Source organism: Promicromonospora citrea, from assembly GCF_013004695.1.
Lineage (GTDB): Bacteria > Actinomycetota > Actinomycetes > Actinomycetales > Cellulomonadaceae > Promicromonospora > Promicromonospora citrea.
Genome location: NZ_JABEMG010000026.1, coordinates 21762 through 43663 on the forward strand (window position 1 = coordinate 21762; position 21902 = coordinate 43663).

Genomic DNA, 21902 nt, shown 5'->3' on the forward strand with positions numbered 1-21902 from the left:
TTCCCGGCGACACCACGACGAAGAAGGCAGACATGTACCAGCTCCACGACCTGACCAAGACGTACCGCCAGGGCAAGCGCGTGGTGCGCGCGCTGCGCGGCGTGTCGCTGACCATCGGCGAGGGCGAGCTCGTCGCCGTGCAGGGGCCGACCGGCGGCGGGAAGTCCACCCTGCTGCAGATGCTGGGTGGGCTCGACCGCCCGACGTCCGGCGCCGTCTCGCTCGACGGCACCGACCTCGCGTCCATGACGGACGCCGAGCTCACCGCCACCCGCGGCCGCACCATCGGCTTCGTGTTCCAGAACTTCAACCTGATCCCGACGCTCACGGCGCTGGAGAACGTCGAGACGGCGCTCGTCCCCGGGCGGGTGCCGCGGCAGAGCAGGGCGTCCCGAGCACAGGCCGCGCTCGAGTCCGTGGGTCTCGGTGACCGCGGCGACCACCTGCCGGGCGAGCTCTCCGGCGGTCAGCAACAGCGCGTCGCGATCGCGCGGGCGCTGGTCAAGGACCCGAAGGTGCTCCTGGCCGACGAACCGACGGGCAACCTCGACGAGGAGACCCGCGACGAGATCGTCGACCTCATCGAGGGCCTGTGGAAGGAGCAGGGCCTGACGACGGTGCTGGTCACGCACGACTCGGTCGTCGCCCGCCGGGCCAGGCGCCGGCTCCGCATCGCCCAGGGCGCGGTCACGGAGCTGACAGGCTCCTGACCGACGTCGAGGGACCGGCCGGCCACGTCGAGGTCGGCCGGTCCCGGCATCTCGACGCCCCGCGCATGTCTGGCTACGCTGCTCCTACGTCCGCCGTGGCACCGTCGCCCCGGCGCACGCACCGGAAGAGATCCCCGCACCACACCGCGCAAGGGAGCGCAGCATGCGTCGTAGAAATCGTTTCACTCCGCGATCCGCGCCGTTCAGAAATCGTTTAGCAAGGGGCGCCACCGCGAGCCTCGGCGTCGCGGCGCTCGTCGCGACGGGCCTCCTCGCGACCCCCGCGGCGGCCGACGACGTCGTCCCGGGCGGTGCCGTCGACCCGGTCCCCACGCCGGTGTACGCCGCGCAGGGCACGGGCGACGTCTCCGCCCTCACGTTCGACGACGGGCCGAACCCCGGCACCACCCCCGCGCTGCTCGACTTCCTCGCCGAGCACGATCTCACCGCCGTGTTCTGCGTGATCGGGCAGAACATCGAGGCCGACGGCGGCGCCGACATCCTGCGCCGGATCGTCGCCGACGGTCACGTGCTGTGCAACCACTCCACGGGCTACGCCGACATGGGCTCGTGGACCGCCGACCAGGTGCGTGCCGACATGGTCGAGAACCTCGGCATCATCCGCGAGGCCCTCGGCGACCCCGACCACCCCGTCCCGTTCTGGCGCGCGCCGAACGGCTCGTGGGGGGTGACCCCCGAGGTCGCCGTCGAGCTCGGCATGCAGCCGCTGGCCGTGCGGAACACGATCGCCGACTGGGAGACGCAGGACGTGCCGACCCTCACGGCCAACCTGCGCGCCGCGATGGTCCCGGGCGAGCTCGTCCTCGCGCACGACGGCGGCGGCGACCGCGCCGGCACGCTGGCCGCCGTGCGGACGGTCGTCACCGAGCGCCTCGCCGACGGCTGGCGGTTCACCCTGCCGGCGGGCACGCCCGCCGCACCGACGGACGCGGTGATCAGCACCGACTTCGAGGACGGCACGCTCGGCGGCTGGGAGCCGCGGTACGGCTCGGAGTCCGCGGACCTCAAGCTCGAGGTCACCGACACCGACGCGCACGAGAGCACGTACTCGGCCGCGCTCACCGGCCGGGCGGTGACCGGCGACGGCATCGGCCGCGACGTCACCGGCGTGCTGCGGGCGGGCACGGCCTACGACGTCTCGGCGTGGATCCGGTTCGCCGAGGGACAGACACCGGGCGACGTCTGGCTGAGCCTCGCCGCCACCACGGACGGCGCGCAGAGCTTCTCCACGCTCGCCCAGCTCACGGGTCTCACCAGCACCGGATGGACCCGGGTCGAGGCGTCGTTCACGATGCCGGAGCACGACAGCGCCCTGCTGTACCTCGAGACCGCCTACAGCGGCGGCAACACCAGCGACTGGCTGATCGACGACATCGTGGTGGCCGAGCCCGAGCCGCCGCTCGTGGAGGACCTCACCCCGCTGCAGGACACCGTCGACTTCCCGGTCGGCGTCGCGATCGACAGCCGGGAGACGACGAGCGCGGCCGCGCAGCTGCTCGACCGGCACTTCGGGCAGATCACGCCCGAGAACCACATGAAGCCCGAGGCCTGGTACGACGAGGACCGCACCCTGCGCAGGCACCCCGAGGCCACGGCGCTCATGGACTTCGCGCAGGAGAACGACCTCGGCGTCTACGGCCACGTGCTCGTCTGGCACAGCCAGACGCCCGAGTGGTTCTTCCAGGACGACGCCGGCGAGCCGCTGACCGCGGACGAGGCGGGCCGCGCCGTGCTCCGCGAGCGCCTGCGCGACCACGTCTTCGGCGTCGCGGAGAACCTGGCGGCGGACTACGGCCCGTTCGGCTCGGACACCAACCCGCTGGTCGCGTTCGACGTCGTCAACGAGGTCGTGTCCGACGGCGCCGAGAACCCGGACGGCCTGCGCCGCAGCGAGTGGTTCCGCGTGCTGGGCGAGGACTTCGTCGACCTCGCGTTCGCGTACGCCGACGAGGCGTTCAACGAGACGTACGCGGCGCCAGGCGCCGAGCGCCCGGTGGCCCTGTTCATCAACGACTACAACACCGAGCAGGGCGGCAAGCAGGACCGGTACCTCGCGCTGGTGGAGCGGCTGCTGGAGCGTGGCGTGCCGCTGGACGGCGTGGGCCACCAGTTCCACGTGTCGCTCGCGATGCCGGTCGGTGCGCTGGAGGGCGCGCTGGCGCGGTTCGCGGACCTGCCCGTGACACAGGCGGTCACGGAGCTCGACGTCACGACGGGCACGCCGGTGACGCAGGCCCGCCTGATCGACCAGGGCTACTACTACCGGGACGCGTTCGACGTGTTCCGCGCGCACGCGGACGACCTGTTCAGCGTGACGGTGTGGGGCCTGACCGACGGGCGGTCGTGGCGCGTGGACAGCGGCGCCCCCCTGCTGTTCGACGACCGGTTCCAGGCCAAGCCCGCCTACCACGGCGCGGCGGGCGGCGAGCTGCCCGACCGGCTGCGGACGGCGAACGTGTTCGCGGGCGACGTGCCGCTGGACGCGCAGGCGACGTCGTCGCCGGTGTGGGACCGTCTGCCCCTGCACGCCTTCGCGACGCCGGACGGCGGCGAGGCCGGCTTCCAGCTCCGCTGGGCACCGGACCACCTCACGGCGTACGTCACGGTGGACGACGCCGCGGCGGGCGCCGGCGACGCGGTGACGCTGGTGCTGGGCGACGCGGAGCTCACGGTCGACCGTGCGGCGGGCGCCGACGGTGCGGTGGTGACCGAGCGGGAGGGCGGCTACGACGTCGTCGCGCACCTGCCCGCCACGCTGGAGCAGGGTGCGACCGCGGACCTCGACGTCCGGGTGACGAGCGGCGGCGAGACCGCGGGGTGGAACTCGCCCGGAGCGCTGGGCACGCTGACGCTCGTCGAGGAGCTGTCGTACGTCGAGGTCGCCCAGGCGGCGACGGCGCCGGAGGTCGACGGCGACGTCGACGAGGTGTGGGAGTCCGCGGGCCCCGCGGTGACCACCGAGAAGGAGGTCGAGGGCTCGGGCGGCGCCGTCGCGACGGTCCGCACCCTGTGGGCGGGCGACACGCTGTACGTGCTGGCCGACGTCGCCGACCCGGTGGTCGACGTGTCCGGCTCCGACCCGTGGGTCCAGGACTCCCTGGAGGTCTACGTGGACGGCGGCAACGCGAAGAACGGCGGGTACCGGGCGGACGACACGCAGATCCGCGTCTCGGCGGAGAACGCGGTGTCGTTCGGCACGGGCGACGAGGCGGCGCAGCGCGCCCGCGTGACGAGCGCGGCGACACCGACGGACGACGGGTACCGGGTCGAGCTGGCGGTCGACCTGCTGGAGTACGGCGGCGAGGGCACGTTCCACGGCCTGGACTTCCAGGTCAACGACGCCGCGGACGGCGCACGCACCGCGGTGCGCAACTGGGCCGACCCGACGGGCGCGGGCTACCAGTCGACGGCCCGCTGGGGCGTGGGGCAGCTCGTCGGGCCGACGGCGCCGTCCGTGCCGTCCTGGTCGGCCGGCACGGTCTACACCGCGGCCGACCGGGTGAGCCACGACGGCGCGGTGTTCACGGCGCTGTGGTGGACGCGCGGCCAGGTGCCGGGGGCCTCGCCGTGGGGCCCGTGGGCCGAGGTCGGTGCGCCGCAGGTCTGCGCGGCGGGCACGTTCCCTGCGTGGACCGCGTCGGCGGTGTACGAGGGCGGCGAGACGGTGGTGCACGACGGTCACCGGTGGACCGCGCAGTGGTACAGCCGCAACCAGGTGCCGTCGGGCACGCCGTGGGGTCCCTGGCGGGACCTCGGTCCCTGCTGAGCGCCTGCTGAGCAGCTCTCTCTTCCGTGCGGCGCGACCGCGCGCCGCACGGAAGAGAGACCGGGGCAATCGTTACAGACGATTAACACGAATTTCCAGGCGGTGCCGCTCCGGCGGCGATATGGTCCACATCTCCCCTGCCCGTGGGCAGGGGACCGACCTGGGAGGCAATCAGTGAGGCAAGCACGCATCGCCACCTTCGCCGCGGGGGCGGCAGCGGTGGCCCTGACCGTCGCCGGGTGCAGCCCGAGCGACACCGACGACGACGCCGGTCCGGTCACGCTGGAGACCTGGATCAGCCAGGACATGGACACGCTGTTCCCCGGTGACGCCGGGTCCTACGACCCGATCAGCGTCCTCGACGTGGTGTACGACGGACTGGTCCGGTACGACCCCGAGACCACCGAGCCGTACAACTACGTGGCCGAGTCCATCGAGCCCAACGACGACAACACGGTCTGGACCATCACGATCAAGCCGGACCTCACCTTCCAGAACGGCGAGCCCGTCGACGCCGCCGCGTTCGCCCGTTCCTGGAACTACACGGCCGACGGCGACAACGGCCTGTACAGCAACTACTTCTTCAGCATCATCGAGGGCTACGACGAGATGCAGCCCGAGACGGACGACGACGGCAACATCACCGCGCCGGGCGCCGCCGACGAGCTGTCGGGCGTCGAGGTCACCGACGACCTGACGCTCGAGGTCACGCTGAGCTCGCCGTTCGCCGGCTTCGCGACCATGCTCGGCTACACCGGCTTCTTCCCGATCGCCCAGGAGTGCCTGGACGACGTCGAGAAGTGCTCCACGCAGCCCATCGGCAACGGGCCCTTCCGGGTGACCGAGTGGCAGCAGAGCCAGGAGCTGACCGCCGAGCGGTGGGAGGACTACCCGCTCGAGGAGACGCCGGGCTACGACGCCATCCACTGGACGGAGTACGCCGCCGGCGAGACCGCGAGCTGGGCCGACTTCCAGGCCGACGAGATCGACCTGTCGTTCCCGCCGACCGCCGAGGTCGAGGCCGCGAAGAACGACCCGGAGCTGTCCCAGCGGTACGTCGAGGCGCCGGGCGCGGCGCTGACCTACCTGGGCTTCTCGCTGTACACGGACGGCCCGTGGCAGGACGTCGAGTTCCGCAAGGCGATCTCCATGGCCATCGACCGCGAGGGCATCATCTCCTCGCTCGGCAGCGGCCAGGCCACCCCCGCGGACTCGTGGGTCGTCCCGGGCGGCGTACCCGGCGGCGAGGCGGGCACGTGCGAGTGGTGCGTCTACGACCCCGAGGCGGCCAAGGCGGCCCTCGAGCAGGCCGGCGGCTGGCCCGAGGGCGAGAAGCTGCAGATCAGCCTGGGTGACGACGACGCGGAGGTCGAGTACTTCACGGCGATCGGCAACTCCATCGAGGAGGTGCTCGGCATCCCGTACGAGCTGGACATCCTGCCGAGCAGCGACTACTTCTCGACCCGTTCCGCCCAGGGCTTCGACGGCGCGTTTCGGAACAATTGGTTCCCCGACTACCCGCTCAACGAGAACTACCTCAGCTTCTATGCCGCGGGCTCGGAGGAGGACAGCCAGTTCGGCTGGTACAGCGAGGAGTTCGAGGACAAGCTCGACGAGGCGGCCGCCGCCCCGTCGCTCGACGAGTCGGTCGCCCTCTACCAGGAGGCCGAGCAGATCCTCGCCGAGGAGTTCCCGACGATCCCGTTCCGCTGGAGCTTCAGCGCCACGTACTACAGCGAGCGCCTGGACAACGTCGTCCTCAACCCGTTCTCGGGGGCGCCGATCCTGCGCGCGATCGAGATCACGGCGTAACGAACCACCGCACCGGCCCGGGACGGCACCAGAGCCGCCCCGGGCCGGGCACCCCATACCCCCCGGAAGGACCCCATGGGGCGCTACATCCTCCGCCGTGCCGTCCAGGCGGTCGGCACGCTGCTGCTCGTGATGCTCCTGCTGCACCTGCTCACGACGGTGGCCATCCAGCTCAACGGCAACCCCGCCCAGGCGTTCTTCGGTGACAAGGTCGCCACGCCCGCGCAGATCGCCGCCGTCGAGGAGCGGTTCGACCTCGACGACCCCTGCTACGACCAGGTGGGCAACCCCTGCCTGGGGCCGTTCGTCGAGCGGCTCGGCCAGTACGCCCAGGGCGACTTCGGCACCAACCTGCGCGGCCGTGAGGTCGCGGACATCGTCGCGACGGCGGCGCCGAACACGCTGCGGCTGTTCTGCATCGTGCTGGTCACGTGGCTCGCGCTCGGCATGGTGCTGGGCTCGGTCGCCGCGCGGTGGCGCGGGTCGGCGGGCGACCACGGCATCCGGCTCACCTCCGTGCTCATCGACGCCTTCCCCGTGTTCGTGCTGCTCATCGTGTACCGGTACGTCGTCGCCGTGCCGCTGCACGGCTGGGCGGAGGACACGTTCGGTGCGGACAGCTGGCCGCCGTACTGGTTCAAGCCGTCGTTCGACCCCGACCACCCGTGGGCCACCGTGCTCGTGCCGGGCATCCTGCTCGGACTCGCCGGGTCCGCCGCGTTCATCCGCCTGGTGCGGGCCAGCCAGCTCGAGTCCTACCAGGGCGACCACGTGCGCACCGCGCGCTCGAAGGGCCTGGTGGAGCGGCACGTCGTCGTGCACCACGTGGTGCGCAACTCGTCGGTGCCGGTCGTGACCGCCGTCGGCCTCACGTTCGCCGAGGCGCTCGGCGGCGCCGTCATCACGGAGGGCCTCATGAACATCTACGGCATGGGCGGGGTCCTGTGGGGCGCCGTGCGCGACGACGACGTGTCGCTCGTGCTGGGCGTCGTGACCCTGCTCGCCGCCGTGACCGTCGTGGTGATGATCGTCGTGGACATCGCCTACGCCCTGCTCGACCCGAGGATCCGCTATGAGTGACGCCGCAGCCTCCGCCCCGCCCGCCGCCCGGACCGCGGCGTCGAGCCCCGTGGCCGAGGCCTGGCGCACGCTGCGCCGCCGCCCCGACACGGTGATCGCCGCCGTCGTGCTGCTGTTCTTCGCGGTCATGGCCGCCTTCCCGCGGTTGTTCACGAGCACCAGCCCCCGCACGTGCCCCATCCGCGAGGCGCGGACGGCGCCGCAGGGCTGGGGCGGCGACCACCCGCTCGGCACCGACGCGCTCGGCTGCGACGTGCTGGCCACCCTCGTGCACGGTGTGCGGCCGTCGCTGCTGCTCGCCGTCGTCGTGGTCGGGATCTCCCTGCTCATCGGCGTGACGCTCGGGCTGCTCGCCGGGTACTACCTGGGCTGGGTGGACTACCTCGTGTCCCGCGCGGTCGAGGTGTTCCTCGTCGTCCCGCTGCTGCTCGCGGCGCTGCTCGTGCTGTCCCTGTTCAAGGGCGTCGACCTGGGGGCGGGCACGTTCAACGTGATCCTGCTGCCCGCCGTAGTGCTCATCCTGTTCGGCTGGATGCCGTACGCCCGCTACGTGCGGGCCAGCACGCTGGAGGCGAAGAACCTGGACTACGTGACCGCCGCGCGCTCGCTGGGCGCCTCCGACGTACGCATCATGACCCGGCACGTGCTGCCCAACGCGATCGGCACGGTCACCGCGCTGCTGCCGACCTCGGTGGCCGGCGTGATCAGCGCCGAGGCCGTGCTGTCGTTCCTCGGCATCGGCGTGCGCCCGCCGGCCACGAGCTGGGGCATCCAGATCGAGCAGGGCTCCCAGTGGGTGCTCGGTGGCGCGCCGCACATCTTGCTGGCCCCGCTCGCCTGCCTGGTGGCGACCGTGCTCGCGCTCGTCGTGCTCGGCGACGCCCTGCGCGACGCCCTCGACCCGAGGCTGGCGGCATGAGCGCCCCGAGCCAGGCCGCCGCCCCGCAGCCCGTGGCCGAGGAGACGCCCCTGCTGGAGGTCACCGACCTCGCCGTCGAGTTCCGCACCGCCGAGGGCACGGTGCGCGCCGTCGACGGCCTCTCCTACCGCGTCGAGGCCGGGCGCACCCTCGCGATCGTCGGCGAGTCCGGCTCCGGCAAGTCGGTGTCGTCGCTCGCCGTGATGGGCCTGCTGCCGCCCACCGCGCGCGTCACCCGCGGCAGCGCCCGGCTCGCGGGCACCGACCTGCTCGCCCTGCGCCCCCGGCAGCACCGCGCGTACTGCGGCGAGCGCGTCGCCATGGTGTTCCAGGACGCCCTCGCGGCGCTCAACCCCGTGCACACCGTGGGCTACCAGCTCACGGAGGCCCTCCGCGCCCGGCGCGGCCTGTCCCGCGCCGACGCCCGGGCCCGCGCGATCGAGCTGCTCGACCTCGTCAAGGTGCCGAACGCGAGGGCCCGCGTGAAGGAGTACCCGCACCAGTTCTCCGGCGGCATGCGGCAGCGCGTCATGATCGCCTCCGCCCTGGCCATGGACCCGGAGGTGCTCATCGCCGACGAGCCCACCACGGCGCTCGACGTCACCGTCCAGGCGCAGGTGCTGCAGCTGCTCGCCGAGATCCAGGCCGAGCGGAGGATGGGTCTCGTGCTCATCACGCACGACCTCGGCGTCGTCGCGGGCGTGGCGGACGACGTCACCGTCATGTACGCGGGCCGCGCCGTCGAGCAGGCACCCGTGGGGCCGCTGTACGCGGCGCCCGCCCACCCCTACACGCGCGCGCTGCTGCGGTCCATCCCGTCGACGGCCGGAGCCGACCGTGGCACACGGCGGCGCCTGCCCGTGATCCCTGGGCGCCCGCCCAGCCCCGCCGCCCGGCCGTCGGGCTGCCCGTTCCACCCGCGCTGCGACGTGGCGCAGGACCTCTGCCGCACCGAGGTGCCGCCGCTGACCGGCCCGGCCCCGGCCCGCCTCTCGGCGTGCCACTTCGCGGCCGACGTCCTCGCGAACCGCCCGCCCGAGACCGGAGGTACCCATGAGTGACGCGGTGCTGCAGGTGCGGGAGCTCGTCAAGCACTACCCCGTACGGCGCGGGCTGCTGCGGCGGTCCGTCGCGGCGGTCAAGGCCGTCGACGGCGTCTCGCTCACCCTCGAGCGGGGCCGCACCCTCGGCCTGGTCGGCGAGTCCGGGTCGGGCAAGTCGACGCTCGCGCGGATGCTCGTCGGCATCGAGGCGCCGACCAGCGGCCAGGTGCTCGTCGACGGCGAGGACGTGAGCCGGCTGTCCCGCGCGGGCCGCAAGCAGCTGCGCCGCGACGTGCAGATGGTGTTCCAGGACCCGTACACGTCGCTCAACCCCCGCATGTCGGTGGGCGAGATCGTGGGCGAGCCGTTCGCGATCCACGGCATCGACCCCGCGGGCGGGCGCCGCGCCGCCGTCGGCGAGCTGCTCGAGCTCGTGGGGCTCGACCCCGACCACGCGAGCCGGTACCCGCACCAGTTCTCGGGCGGTCAGCGCCAGCGCGTCGGCATCGCCCGGGCGCTCGCGCTGCGGCCCAAGGTGCTCGTGTGCGACGAGCCGGTCTCCGCGCTCGACGTGTCGGTGCAGGGCCAGGTCATCAACCTGCTCGAGGACCTGCAGGACGAGCTCGGGCTGTCCTACCTGTTCGTCGCGCACGACCTCGGCGTGGTGCGGCACATCGCGCACGACGTCGCCGTCATGTACCTCGGACGCCTCGTGGAGCAGGGGCCGGAGACCGACGTCTACGACACCGCGCAGCACCCCTACACGCAGGCGCTGCTCTCGGCCGTGCCCGTGCCCGACCCGGCGGTCCGCCTCGCGGCGGGGCCGTCGACCGGGGCGCCGACGGCGCAGCCGGGTCTGCTCGGCGGCATCGTGCTGGAGGGCGACCCGCCGTCGCCCGTCGACCCGCCGTCCGGCTGCCCGTTCCACACCCGGTGCTGGCTCGCGCCGACGCTGCCCGAGGCCCGCGCCGACGGCGACGGCCGCGCCGTGCCCGAGGTCTGCGTGACCGACGTGCCCGCCCTCGCGCCCCGCGGTGCCGCCGCGGCCCACGCGGTGGCCTGCCACTTCGCGCGCGAGCTCGTCGCGACCGGGGTCGAGGCATGACCCGCGTCCTCGTCGTCCTCAACTCCCCGACGAGCTCGATGGGCCGCCTCGAGCAGCTGCTGCCGGAGTCGGGCCTCGACCCCGTGCTGACGCCCGCGGCCGAGCTGCCCGCCACGCTCGACGGGTTCGCGGGGGTCGTGCTGCTCGGCGGCGGCTTCATGCCCGACGACGACGCCGGCCATCCCTACCTCGCCCAGGAGCGCCGCCTGGCGGTGCAGGCGCTGGCCGACGAGGTGCCGCTGCTCGGCCTGTGCCTCGGCGGGCAGCTCCTCGCGCACGTCACCGGCGGCGGGGTGACGGCACGCTCGGGCGAGACGGAGCGGGGCATGTGCGCGCTCACGGTGCTGCCGGAGGCCGCGGACGACCCGGTCCTCGGCGACCTCCCCGGGGCGCCGCCCGGCGCCGCCGGCGCCCTGTGGATGATCGAGAACCACGAGGACTCCGTGACGGCCCTGCCGCCGTCGGCGACGCTGCTGGTGTCCAGCCCTGCCTGCGCCGTCCAGGCGTTCCGCGTGGGCGAGGCGGCCTGGGGCCTGCAGTTCCACCCCGAGGCACGGCCCGACCGGGTGGCTACGTGGGACGAGGCGGCCCTGTCCGAGCAGGGCATCGACCGGACGGCGCTGGCCGAGGCCGCGCTCGCGCGCGCCACCGAGAACGAGGCGCAGTCCCGCGCGCTCGTGGCCGGCTGGGCGGACGTCGTCCGCGCGGCGGCCTGACCCCGGAGCCAGGAGGAGGAACGGCATGGTGTCGACCGGCACGCACAGCGACGGTGTCCCGGTGGTGACCTACCGGGTGGCCAGGGCGTCGGGCCAGGTGCTCGCCGCCCGCGACGACGACCTGGACCTGTACGCCGCCTCGACCGTGAAGCTCGCGGTGCTGGTCGCGGCCGCCCGCGCGCTCGACGCCGGCACCGCGCACCTCGACGACAGGCTGGTCGCCACGCGCACCTTCACCTCGCAGGTGCCGGGGGCGGGCGCGTACACGATCGAGCCCGACGACGTCGACGCGGGCCTCCCGCCGGACGGCACCCCGATGCCGCTGGGCGACGTCGTCGACCGGATGGTCACCGTCTCGTCGAACGAGGCGACCAACATGGTGATCGAGCACGTCGGCCTCGACGCGGCGAACCAGGCCCTCGCGGACGCCGGGGCGACCCGCTCGACCGTGGGACGCAAGTACTCCGACCTCGCCGCCGAGCGGGCGGGCGCCTCGCACCGCACGACGGCGGCCGACCTCTGCGCGCTGATGTCCGCCGTCGTGACCGGGCGGCTCGCGAGCCCCGAGCGGACGGCGTGGATGTGCGCGCTGCTCGGCCGGCAGACGGACCGCCAGCTCACCGCGGGCCTGCCCGCCCCCGGGGAGCCCGGGTCGGTGCCGTTCGGCTCGAAGTCCGGCTGGGTCGACGGCATCCGGCACGACGTCGCGTTCGTCGGCGAGCCGGGACCGGACGCGCTGGTCGTCGCGGTGTGCACGCGCGGCTACGACGAGCCGGCGGCGGAGGAGACCCTCAAGGCCCTGGGCGCGCTGGCCCGCGCGCTGGCCTGACGCGGGGGTTGCCTCGATCGCCCGTTTCCTATTGAATGCGGCTGCAATAGCCGGAGCCACAGGGGGCGCGCGACGTGATGACAGAGACGCATCCGACGAAGGACCTGGTGCAGGTCGAGACCAGGCAGACGCTGCTGCGGCAGGGCTACCACCTCGTCCGCTCGGGCGTGCTGGCGCCCGGCCTGCGCGTGCACCGCGACGTCGGCGCCGTCTGGCAGCTCCTCACCTGGGGCCCGTCGATCGCCGGCGGGTACCGGGCGAGCGCCGTCCGCGTCCCGCACCAGACCGCGTTCGTCGACGACCGGCGCAGCCTCACCTTCCGCGAGCTCGACGCGCGGACCGACCGGCTGGCCAACGCGCTGCGCGACCGCGGCGTCGGCCCCCGCACCCCCGTCGCGGTGCTGTGCCGCAACCACGGCGGGCTCGTCGAGGCGATGGTCGCGCTCGCCAAGCTCGGCGCGACCACGCTCCTGCTCAACTCCGGCCTCTCCCCCGCCCAGGTCGCGGCGGTGGTCGCCGAGCAGCAGCCGGCGCTCCTCCTCGCCGACCAGGAGTTCCTCGACCGGGACCCCGGCCTGACGGGCCGCCTGCCCGTCCACACCACGTGGGCCGACGACGGGGACTGCGACCTCGCCGGGCTCGTCACCGAGGGCGCGGCGGCGCCGGTGCCGATCCCCGACCACCCCGGCCGGACCGTCGTCATGACGTCGGGCACCACGAGCACCCCCAAGGGTGCGCGCCGTCCGCACCCGCACGGGCTGAGCGAGGCCGCGTCGCTGCTGTCGGTCATCCCGCTGCGGGCGGGCGACCGCATGATGATCACCACGCCGATCTTCCACACGTGGGGCCTCGCGGCGCTCCAGCTCGGCATGGCGCTGCACGCCGAGCTCGTGCTCCCCCGCCGGTTCGACCCCGAGGAGACACTCCGCACCATCGCCGAGCGTCGCGTGACCGCGCTGGTCGCGGTGCCCGTCATGCTGCAGCGGCTGCTCGACCTGCCCGCCGAGGTGAAGGCGCGGTACGACACGTCGTCGCTGCGCGTCGTCGCCTACTCGGGGTCGGCCATGCCCGCCGACCGGGTCACGCAGTTCCTCGACGAGTTCGGTCCCGTCCTGTACGGGCTGTACGGCTCGACCGAGGCGTCGTGGGCGTCGATCGCCACGCCCGCCGACCTCGCCGCCGCGCCCACCACGGCCGGCCGGCCGCCGCTGGGCACCCGGCTCGCCGTCCTCGACGACGACGGCAGGCCCGTGCCCCGCGGCACCGTCGGCCAGGTCCACGTGGGCAACGGCATGCTGTTCGAGGGGTACACCAACGGCACGGGCAAGCCGGTGCGCGGCGGCCTCATGGCCACGGGCGACCGTGGCAGGCTCGACGCCGACGGCCGCCTCTACGTCGTCGGCCGCACGGACGACATGATCGTCTCGGGCGGGGAGAACGTCTTCCCCCGGCCGGTCGAGGACGCGATCACGGCCCTGCCGGAGGTCGCCGACGCCGCGGTGTTCGGCGTGCCGGACGAGGCGTTCGGGCAGCGGTTCGCCGCGTACGTCGTGCTGCGCGACGGCGCGACCCTCGGCGCCGCCGAGCTCGTCGAGCGGCTGCGGGACCGCCTGCCCCGGTTCTCGCTGCCGCGCGACGTCCACTTCCTGCCTGCCCTGCCCCGCAACCCGACGGGCAAGGTCGTCCGCCGCGACCTCCCGGGCCTGCGCGAGTCCTGACGCCGCGGAGGCGTTGCCGCGGCCCCTCGCCTTTCAACCCGACGTTTCTCGGCTTTGAGGCGGCCCAAAGCCGAGAAACGTCGGGTTGAAAGGCGAGGGGCGACGGCGGCTCAGCCCAGCAGCTCGCGGATCACCCACAGGCCGACGGCGACCTCGGTGAAGCTCGTGCTCAGCGGGGACAGCCCGACCCGCAGGCCCTGCGGCGGACGGAAGTCCGGGACCACGCCTCGCTCCCACGCCTGCGCCACGACGCGGCGGAAGTCCGGGTGGTCGAGCATGACGTGGCTCCCGCGCCGCTCGGGGTCGCGCGGGGAGACCACGCGGACCCCGGGCAGGTACGCGTCGGCGACGTCGATCACGAAGCCGGTCAGCGCCGTCGACTTGGTCCGCACGGCGGGCATGCCGGCCTCGTCGAGGAGGGCGAGCATGTCCCGCATCGGCAGCATGCCGACGATCGGCGGCGTGCCGCTGATCATCTGCCGGATGCCGGACGCCGGCTCGTAGGCGGGCCCCATGGCGAACGGGTCGGCGCTGCCCATCCAGCCCTGCACCGGCTGCCGCACCTGGTCCTGCAGGCCCGCGGCCACGTACACGAACGCGGGCGAGCCCGGCCCCCCGTTCAGGTACTTGTACGTGCAGCCGACGGCGAGGTCCACGCCGTCGGCGTCGAGCGACAGCGGGACGGCACCGGCCGAGTGGCACAGGTCCCAGAGCACGAGCGCACCCGCGTCGTGGACCAGGCGCGTGATCGCGGGCAGGTCGGCGACGTACGCGGACTTGTACGCGATGTGGCTGAGCAGCACGAGCGCGGTGTCCGGGCCGACGGCGCGCGCGACCTCCTCCGGCGTGACGCCCGCCTCCGGGTCGGGCGTGATCCAGCGCAGCTCGAGGTCGCGCTCGGCGGCGATCCCCTCGAGCACGAAGCGGTCCGTCGGGAAGTTCTCCGTGTCGGCGACGACCACGCGCCGGTCCGGCCGCGCCTCGAGCGCGGCCCGCGCCGCCTTGTAGAGCAGCACGGTCGTCGAGTCGGCGACGACGGTCTGTCCCGGGCCCGCGCCGAGCGCGACGCGCCCGAGCAGGTCGCCGAGCTCGGTCGGCGCGTCCATCCAGCCCTCGTCCCACGACCGGATGAGACGGCCGGCCCAGGGCCCGTCGACGAACGACGCCAGCCGGTCCCGGGTGGCGGCGAGCGGCCGGCCCAGCGAGTTGCCGTCGAGGTAGGCCACCAGACCCTCGCTGCGGGCGAAGCGGTCACGGTGGCGCGCCAGCGGGTCGGCGGCGTCGAGCGCGGCCGCGCGCTCGCGCAGGTCGGCGGGCAGCGCGGCGAGCAGGTCGGCGGGCAGGTCGGCGGGGACGGTGTCGGTCACGGAGGCTCCTGAGGGTGGTCGGGTCCGCGCCGAGCGTACGTCGCGGTGACACCCGCCCCGCACCACTCTTGACGCCCTCCGGCGCGCGTCAGTACTGTCCGTTCCATCCGCCTGCAAGAAGTCGACAAGAGCCTGCGCTTTTGTCTACAGAGATAAGCAAGCCGAACGACAACCCGTCGAGGACGACGGGAGATCGGGGACGACGATGTTCCGCTCCGCCGCACCACACCGCGCGCACGCGACCGTGCGCAGACCCGGGCGCACGCCCGCCCTCCTGTCCGTGCTCACGGCGTCGGCGCTCACGGCCGCCGTGCTCGTGCCGACGAGCGCCGCCGCGGCGCCCGTCGTGCTGTCCGCCGGCGCGACGGCGACCGCGAGCAGCAGCAACGCGCCGTATCTCGCCGACAACCTCACCGACGGCAACAGGTCCACCTACTGGGAGTCGACCAACCACAGCCTGCCGCAGTGGGCGCAGGTCGACCTCGGGGCGGGCGCGACCGTCGAGGAGGTCGTGCTCGCGCTCCCCGCCGGCTGGGAGGCCCGCACGCAGACGCTGTCGGTCCAGGCCGGGGCCGACGCGTCGTCGTTCACCACGCTCGCCGCGAGCGCCGAGCGCCGGTTCGACCCGGCGTCGGGCAACACGGTGACGATCGACGTGCCGGACACCGAGGCCCGCTACGTGCGGGTCGCGATCACCGCGAACACGGGCTGGCCCGCGGGGCAGCTCTCCGAGCTCGAGGTGCGCGGCACGCGCGAGGCGCCCGAGCCGGAGGGCCCGGTCGAGGGCACCGACCTGGCGGCGGGCCGCCCGACGGTGGCCTCGTCGACCGAGTGGACGTACGTCGCGGCGAACGCGACCGACGGCGACACCGGCACGTACTGGGAGGGTGCGGGCGGGCAGTACCCGAGCACGCTCGCGGTGACGCTGGAGTCGGCGGCGGAGCTCGAGGCCGTCGTCGTGAAGCTGCCGCCCGCCACGGCGTGGGGACCGCGCACCCAGACGTTCGAGGTGCAGGGCCGCGCCGGGTCGGGCGACGCGTGGGAGACGCTCGCGGCGTCGGCGGGGCACGCCTTCTCGCCGGCGACGGGCAACGCGGTGACGGTGCCCGTCTCGGGGACGGCACGCGAGGTGCGGCTGCGGTTCACGGGCAACACGGGGGCAGGCAACGGCCAGGTGGCCGAGCTGCAGGTGTTCGGGGCGCCCGCGGCCGGCCCGAACCTGACGGTCACGGGCGTGACGGCGGACCCGGCGTCGCCCACGGAGTCGGACGACGTGACGCTGTCGGCGACCGTGAAGAACATCGGCACGCTGGCCTCGGCCGCGACCGACGTGTCGTTCACGCTCGACGGCGACGAGGTCGGCACCGCAGAGGTCGGCGCGCTGGCGGCGGGTGCCGAGGCGACGGTGAGCACGGAGGTCGGCTCGCGGCAGGCGGGCTCGTACGAGCTCGGCGCCGCGGTGGACCCGTCGGGGGCCGTGGCCGAGCAGTCCGAGGCGGACAACGGCTACGCGCACCCGGACCCGCTGGTCGTGACCGAGGTCGCGAGCTCCGACCTGGTGCCGACGGTGACGTGGTCGCCGAGCACACCGGCGTCGGGCGAGACGGTCACCTTCTCGGCGACGATCGCCAACCGGGGCACGGTCGCGACGTCGTCCGGGGCCCACGGGCTCACCCTCGAGCTGCGCAACGGCTCCGGCGCGGTGGTGCGCACGCTGACCGGCTCGGTGTCGGGCGCGATCGCACCGGGTGCCACGAGCGCGAGCGTCGACCTCGGTACGTGGACGGCCGCTGACGGCTCCTTCGACGTCACGGTCGCCGCGGCGGCGGACGCCACGGAGGTCGCGGCCAAGCGCGCGAACAACGAGGTCACCCGGTCGCTGTTCGTCGGCCGGGGCGCGAACCTGCCGTTCGACACGTACGAGGCCGAGGACGGCGCGGCCGGCGGCGGCGCGGTCGCCGTCGGGCCGAACCGCGTGGTGGGCGACCTGGCGGGCGAGGCGTCGGGGCGCCGGGCGGTCACGCTCGGGCAGACCGGCTCGTACGTGGAGTGGACCACGCGCGCGTCGACCAACTCGCTCGTGGTGCGGTTCTCCATGCCCGACGCGGCGGGCGGCGGCGGTACCACCGGCTCGCTGGCCGTGTACGTGGACGGCGACTTCGTCAAGAACATCGACCTGACCTCGCGGTACGCCTGGCTGTACGGCAACGAGGCGAGCCCGGGCAACCAGCCGGGGCAGGGCGCGCCGCGGCACATCTACGACGAGGCGAGCACGCTGCTCGGGCGGACGGTCCCGGCCGGCTCGACCATCCGACTGCAGAAGACCGCGAGCAACCCTGGCCCCTACACGGTCGACTTCGTGGACCTCGAGCAGGCGACGGCGCAGGCCAACCCGGACCCGGCCCGGTACGTCGAGCCGAACGGCTTCACGCACCAGGCCGTGCAGGACGCGCTCGACCGCGTGCGGATGGACACCACCGGAGCCCTCGCGGGCGTGTACCTCCCGGCGGGCGACTACCAGACGTCGAACAAGTTCCAGGTCTACGGCAAGGCCGTCGACGTGGTCGGCGCCGGGCCGTGGTTCACCCGGTTCCACGCCCCGGCCGGCCAGGAGAACACGGACGTCGGCTTCCGGGCCGAGTCCAGCGCCAACGGCTCGACCTTCCGCGGGTTCGCCTACTTCGGCAACTACACCTCGCGGATCGACGGCCCCGGCAAGGTGTTCGACTTCGCCAACGTCAGCGACATGACGATCGACGACATCTGGGTCGAGCACATGATCTGCATGTTCTGGGCCGCCAACATGGACAGCTCGGAGATCACGAACTCGCGGATCCGGAACACGTTCGCCGACGCGCTCAACATGACCAACGGCAGCGCCGACAACCACGTGCACAACAACCAGGCGCGCGGCACGGGCGACGACTCGTTCGCGCTGTTCGCGGCCACCGACTCCGGCGGCAGCGGCCAGCGGGGCAACGTGTTCGAGAACCTGACCTCGACGAACACCTGGCGGGCCGCCGGCCTGGCGGTCTACGGCGGGCAGGACAACACGTTCCGCAACATCTACATCGCCGACACGCTCGTGTACTCGGGCGTGACGATCAGCTCGCTGGACTTCGGGTACCCGATGGAGGGGTTCGGCCCGGCGCCGACCACCTTCGAGGGCATCTCCGTGGTGCGTTCCGGCGGGCACTTCTGGGGCGCGCAGGTGTTCCCCGCGGTGTGGCTGTTCTCGGCCTCGGAGCCGTTCCGGGCGATCCGGGTCAACGACCTCGACATCACCGACCCGACCTACTCCGGGATCATGTTCCAGACGCAGTACGAGAACGGCGGGCCGGTCAACCCGATCCAGGACACCGTGTTCACCGACGTCTCGATCACGGGCGCCCAGCGCTCGGGCGACGAGTACGACGCGAGGTCGGGCTACGGCATCTGGGCCAACCCGATGCCCGAGGCGGGGCAGGGTCCGGCGGTCGGCTCGGCCACGTTCAACGGCCTGACCCTGAGCAACAACTACCGCGACATCGTCAACGACACGACGACGTTCACGATCACCCGCGACTGACCACCCCACCTCGCCGAGGTAGTCACTTGGCGAGGTAGTCAGTTGGCGAGGTAGTCACCCGTGATACGGGCTGACTACCTCGCCAGCCGACTACCTCGCCCCATGACTACCTCGCCCCATGACTACCTCGCCAGATGACTACCTCGGCGGGGAGGGAGGGCGGGGCGGGAGGTGCGGAGCCAGGCGGTCAGGTCCGGCGCCGTGTCGGGGAGCGGGAGCGGGGACGTCAGACGCGGGGCCGACGGCGGACCCAGGACAGCGCGGCGCAGCGCAGCACCCGACAGGCCCGCCTCGCCGAGCAGCTCGATCTCGCGCTCGTGCACGCCCGGCGGCGTCGGCCCGTTGCCCAGGTCGGTGCCGTACTCCAGCGTGCCGCCTGCCGCGACGAAGCGGCGCGCGTTGTCGAGCGCGACGCCGAGCGCGTCGCCGTCGTGGATCGCGAGGGTCGAGATCCACGTGGTGCGGGCCGCGGCGCGCGCGATCAGCCCGTCGGGCAGCACCTCGGTCCAGGGCACGTGGACGAGGGTGTCGGCCCCGGCGTCGACCGCCCGCTCGGCCTGCCCCGTGCCCTCCGCGTGGACCAGCACGGGCAGCCGCGCGGCGTGCGCGGCGTCGACCAGGGCGTGCAGCACGTCGTCGGGCAGCAGGGGCATGCCCGCGTGCAGGGTGACCTTGACCCCGAACCCACCCGCCGCCACGACGTCGGCCACCGCGGCCGCGGCCTCCTCCGGCGCGGCGACGTGCCGCACGGCCGCCTCGGGCGCCCACGCGCGGCCGCTCGGGTAGCCGCCGGGAGCGGTGTGGAACGGCCCCGCGTACCGCACCCGCAGACCCGACGGCGGCGCGGCCGCCAGCGCACGGACCGCGCGGGGGTCCCAGCCCAGGTCGTGCACCTCGACGACCGGGCCGTCCGCCAGGCTCGCGACGTCGACGAGACCCAGGTGCACGTGCCGGTCGACGACGCCGGGCAGCGTCACCGACGGCGCGTCACCCACCGAGCGGACCGTCGATCTCGGTGCGCACGGAGATGAGCTCGGGGAAGAACGTGAGGTCGAGGGCCTTCTTGAGGAAGCCGACGCCGCTCGACCCGCCCGTGCCCGTCTTGAACCCGATGGTGCGCTGCACGGTGCGCAGGTGGCGGAACCGCCACAGCTGGAAGGCGTCCTCGATGTCCACCAGGTCCTCGCACGCCGCGTAGAGCTCCCAGTGGTCGTGCGGGTGCTCGTAGATCGTCTTGAACACGGTGACCAGCTCGGGGCGCTCGGTCCACGCCTGCGTGACGTCGCGGTCGAGCACGTCCTGCGGCACGGCGTGGCCGCGGCGGGCGAGCAGGTGCAGGAACGCGTCGTACACCGTCGGCTCGGACAGCAGCAGTGCGAGCTGGTCGTGCACGGCCGGCTTGTCGCGGAAGACCTGCAGCATGGCGGCGTTCTTGTTGCCCAGCAGGAACTCGACGGCGCGGTACTGGTGCGACTGGAACCCCGACGCCTGCCCCAGGGTGTCGCGGAACTCGGCGTACTCGCTCGGTGTGAGCGTGGCCAGCACCGACCACTGCTCCGTGATAGTGCGCTGGATGTGCTTGACCCGCGCGAGCCCCTTGAGGGCACGGGACAGGTCGTCGCCGTCGAGGTACTGCCGCACCGCGCGCAGCTCGTGGACCACGAGCTTGAGCCACAGCTCCGTGGTCTGGTGCTGGATGATGAAGAGCAGCTCGTCGTGGTGCGCCGGGTCGCTCACCGGGTGCTGGGCCGACAGGATCTCGTCGAGCCCCAGGTAGGAGCCGTAGTCCATCGCGCCGCGGAAGTCGGTGCGGATGGTGGCCTCGATGGGCCGGGTGTTGCCGCTCGGTGTGCGAGTCATGCGGCGAGCGTAACGCCGCTCAGGCCGCCGCCTCGTCGCGGTTCGGGTTCTCGAAGGCCTCCGCCATGAGCGCGATCTCCTCGCTCGGCAGCCCCATCTCGCGCGCGACCCGCGTCCAGCCCGCCGTCGCCGCGGCCACCTCGGCGAGCACCCCGCGGGCGTCGTCGGGCCGCAGGCCGTACGAGTCGGACGTCGCCAGCAGCTCGCGGACGTCGCGGTCGATGCGGCTGCCGCCGGGCACCAGGGGCGTCGACTCCGCGACCGCGAACGGGTTCGGGTTGACGTCGAACAGCGGCGACAGCGACCACCCGTCGGCCCGGCGCAGGAAGCCGTGGTTCTTCATGTGGTCGTCGACGTTGCGCACGAGCAGCGTGAACGCGACGCGACGGAACAGGTCGTGCCCGTCGGTGGCCGGCCGTCCCGAGTGGTCGGCCAGGGTCTCCGCCAGCGTCCGGTAGTCGATCACCTCGAAGAACGCCTTCTGCGTGAGGCTGTCCGCCGAGATGAAGCCGATGCGCCGCCCGCCGGCCGGACCGTCGGGCTCGTCGCGTGCGACGGGGCGCCGGTCGAACCGCCGCGTCAGCAGGATCGAGCGGCCCGGGCCGATCCGGTGCAGGCGCGCGACCGGCACCTCGATACCGGCGTCCGACGCGAGCCGCAGCGTGAGGTACTCCCACGCCTGCACGTCCCAGCGGTCGTTGCTCTCGGGCAGCTTGGCCATCCACAGGTCGCCGGCCTCGTCCTTGACCGTGGCCTTCGGGCGGGCTCCGCCCATCGACGTCCCCGCGGCGACGAGCAGCCGCACGTCACGGTCGGTCTCCCGGTGCTGCGCGACGGCGTCGGCCGCCTCGGTGAGCGACGGCAGGTCGACGAGGTCGGGCACCTCGGAGCGCGCGGGGCCCAGGAAGGTGCGGCCGTCGTCGAGCGAGAAGCGCAGGGCGCCCAGCCGCGTCTCGTCCTGCACGCCGAGCAGGAAGTCGAGCTCGGTGAGCGTGAGGAACCGGCGCCCCTCGGCACGCGCGGCGCGGCGCTCGGCGTTGAACAGCAGGGTGCGGCCCCACTGGTCGGGCTGGCAGTCGGCGAAGACGCCGAACAGCGGCCGGTCGCTGCCCGACGGGATGTTGCCGGGCGTGAGCGGCAGCTCGGGGCACAGCGCGTACGCGCCCGGCCGGCGGAGGTACGCGGTGTCGTAGCGGAACGTGCAGCCGACGAGAGCACCGCCGCGGTTGAGGTGCATGTCGAGGTCACCGGCGTGGACCTGGCCGCCGCCGGGCAGCTCGACCTCGACGTGGATCGCCAACCGCGTTCACCTCCTTCTCAGTGCCCGGGGCTCATCGGCTGACCCGGACCCGCTGCGGCAGGGCCCGTTCCGCGTGAAACCGGCCCAT

General features: G+C 73.5%; 15 protein-coding genes. 11 read left to right on the forward strand and 4 right to left on the reverse strand.

Annotated elements, in window-relative coordinates:
• The first annotated feature begins 32 nt into the window (after nt 1-32).
• From HLB15_RS07610 to HLB15_RS07655, 10 genes are all read left to right on the forward strand, one after another.
• A complete protein-coding gene (locus HLB15_RS07610) occupies nt 33-710 on the forward strand; it encodes an ABC transporter ATP-binding protein (RefSeq protein WP_171104702.1) in 678 nt (225 codons plus the stop codon).
• 163 nt (nt 711-873) lie between these two features.
• Nucleotides 874-4497, forward strand: a complete 3624-nt coding sequence (locus tag HLB15_RS07615) for an endo-1,4-beta-xylanase (protein WP_171104703.1) — start codon at nt 874-876, stop codon at nt 4495-4497.
• Between the two features lie 174 nt (nt 4498-4671).
• The gene (locus tag HLB15_RS07620; protein ID WP_171104704.1) at nt 4672-6309 is read left to right on the forward strand and encodes a peptide ABC transporter substrate-binding protein; all 1638 of its coding nucleotides are present in this window, start codon (nt 4672-4674) and stop codon (nt 6307-6309) included.
• 75 nt (nt 6310-6384) lie between these two features.
• Nucleotides 6385-7389 (forward strand): ABC transporter permease, encoded by a 1005-nt coding sequence (locus HLB15_RS07625; RefSeq protein WP_171104705.1) that lies wholly within the window; start codon nt 6385-6387, stop codon nt 7387-7389.
• Nucleotides 7382-8308, forward strand: a complete 927-nt coding sequence (locus HLB15_RS07630) for an ABC transporter permease (protein WP_171104706.1) — start codon at nt 7382-7384, stop codon at nt 8306-8308. The genes HLB15_RS07625 and HLB15_RS07630 overlap by 8 nt, the downstream gene beginning before the upstream one ends.
• On the forward strand, nt 8305-9369 hold the full coding sequence (locus HLB15_RS07635) for an ABC transporter ATP-binding protein (RefSeq protein WP_171104707.1): 1065 nt from the start codon (nt 8305-8307) through the stop codon (nt 9367-9369). Before HLB15_RS07630 ends, HLB15_RS07635 begins: the two co-directional genes overlap by 4 nt.
• Nucleotides 9362-10456 carry an ABC transporter ATP-binding protein gene (locus HLB15_RS07640; RefSeq protein WP_171104708.1) on the forward strand — a complete coding sequence of 365 codons (1095 nt, stop codon included), beginning with the start codon at nt 9362-9364 and terminating at the stop codon, nt 10454-10456. Before HLB15_RS07635 ends, HLB15_RS07640 begins: the two co-directional genes overlap by 8 nt.
• Nucleotides 10453-11172 carry a type 1 glutamine amidotransferase gene (locus HLB15_RS07645; RefSeq protein ID WP_171104709.1) on the forward strand — a complete coding sequence of 240 codons (720 nt, stop codon included), beginning with the start codon at nt 10453-10455 and terminating at the stop codon, nt 11170-11172. Before HLB15_RS07640 ends, HLB15_RS07645 begins: the two co-directional genes overlap by 4 nt.
• 25 nt (nt 11173-11197) lie before the next feature.
• A complete protein-coding gene (locus HLB15_RS07650; protein ID WP_171104710.1) occupies nt 11198-12001 on the forward strand; it encodes a serine hydrolase in 804 nt (267 codons plus the stop codon).
• Nucleotides 12002-12078: 77 nt separating this feature from the next.
• Nucleotides 12079-13719 carry an AMP-binding protein gene (locus HLB15_RS07655; RefSeq protein WP_171104711.1) on the forward strand — a complete coding sequence of 547 codons (1641 nt, stop codon included), beginning with the start codon at nt 12079-12081 and terminating at the stop codon, nt 13717-13719.
• Nucleotides 13720-13829: 110 nt separating this feature from the next.
• On the opposite strand, the gene HLB15_RS07660 is transcribed toward HLB15_RS07655, so the two are convergent.
• Nucleotides 13830-15086 (reverse strand): kynureninase, encoded by a 1257-nt coding sequence (locus HLB15_RS07660; RefSeq protein ID WP_171104712.1) that lies wholly within the window; start codon nt 15084-15086, stop codon nt 13830-13832.
• A 205-nt stretch (nt 15087-15291) separates the two neighbouring features.
• On the opposite strand from HLB15_RS07660, the gene HLB15_RS07665 reads away from it, so the two are divergent.
• Nucleotides 15292-18654 carry a discoidin domain-containing protein gene (locus tag HLB15_RS07665; RefSeq protein ID WP_171104713.1) on the forward strand — a complete coding sequence of 1121 codons (3363 nt, stop codon included), beginning with the start codon at nt 15292-15294 and terminating at the stop codon, nt 18652-18654.
• A 122-nt stretch (nt 18655-18776) separates the two neighbouring features.
• On the opposite strand, the gene HLB15_RS07670 is transcribed toward HLB15_RS07665, so the two are convergent.
• From HLB15_RS07670 to HLB15_RS07680, 3 genes are read right to left on the reverse strand one after another with little or no spacing between them, the layout of a single operon-like run.
• Nucleotides 18777-19649 carry an amidohydrolase family protein gene (locus tag HLB15_RS07670; RefSeq protein WP_171104714.1) on the reverse strand — a complete coding sequence of 291 codons (873 nt, stop codon included), beginning with the start codon at nt 19647-19649 and terminating at the stop codon, nt 18777-18779.
• A complete protein-coding gene (kynA, locus tag HLB15_RS07675) occupies nt 19642-20514 on the reverse strand; it encodes a tryptophan 2,3-dioxygenase (protein WP_171104715.1) in 873 nt (290 codons plus the stop codon). Before kynA ends, HLB15_RS07670 begins: the two co-directional genes overlap by 8 nt.
• 19 nt (nt 20515-20533) lie before the next feature.
• Nucleotides 20534-21814 carry a type II toxin-antitoxin system HipA family toxin gene (locus HLB15_RS07680; RefSeq protein WP_171104716.1) on the reverse strand — a complete coding sequence of 427 codons (1281 nt, stop codon included), beginning with the start codon at nt 21812-21814 and terminating at the stop codon, nt 20534-20536.
• Nucleotides 21815-21902: the final 88 nt, after the last annotated feature.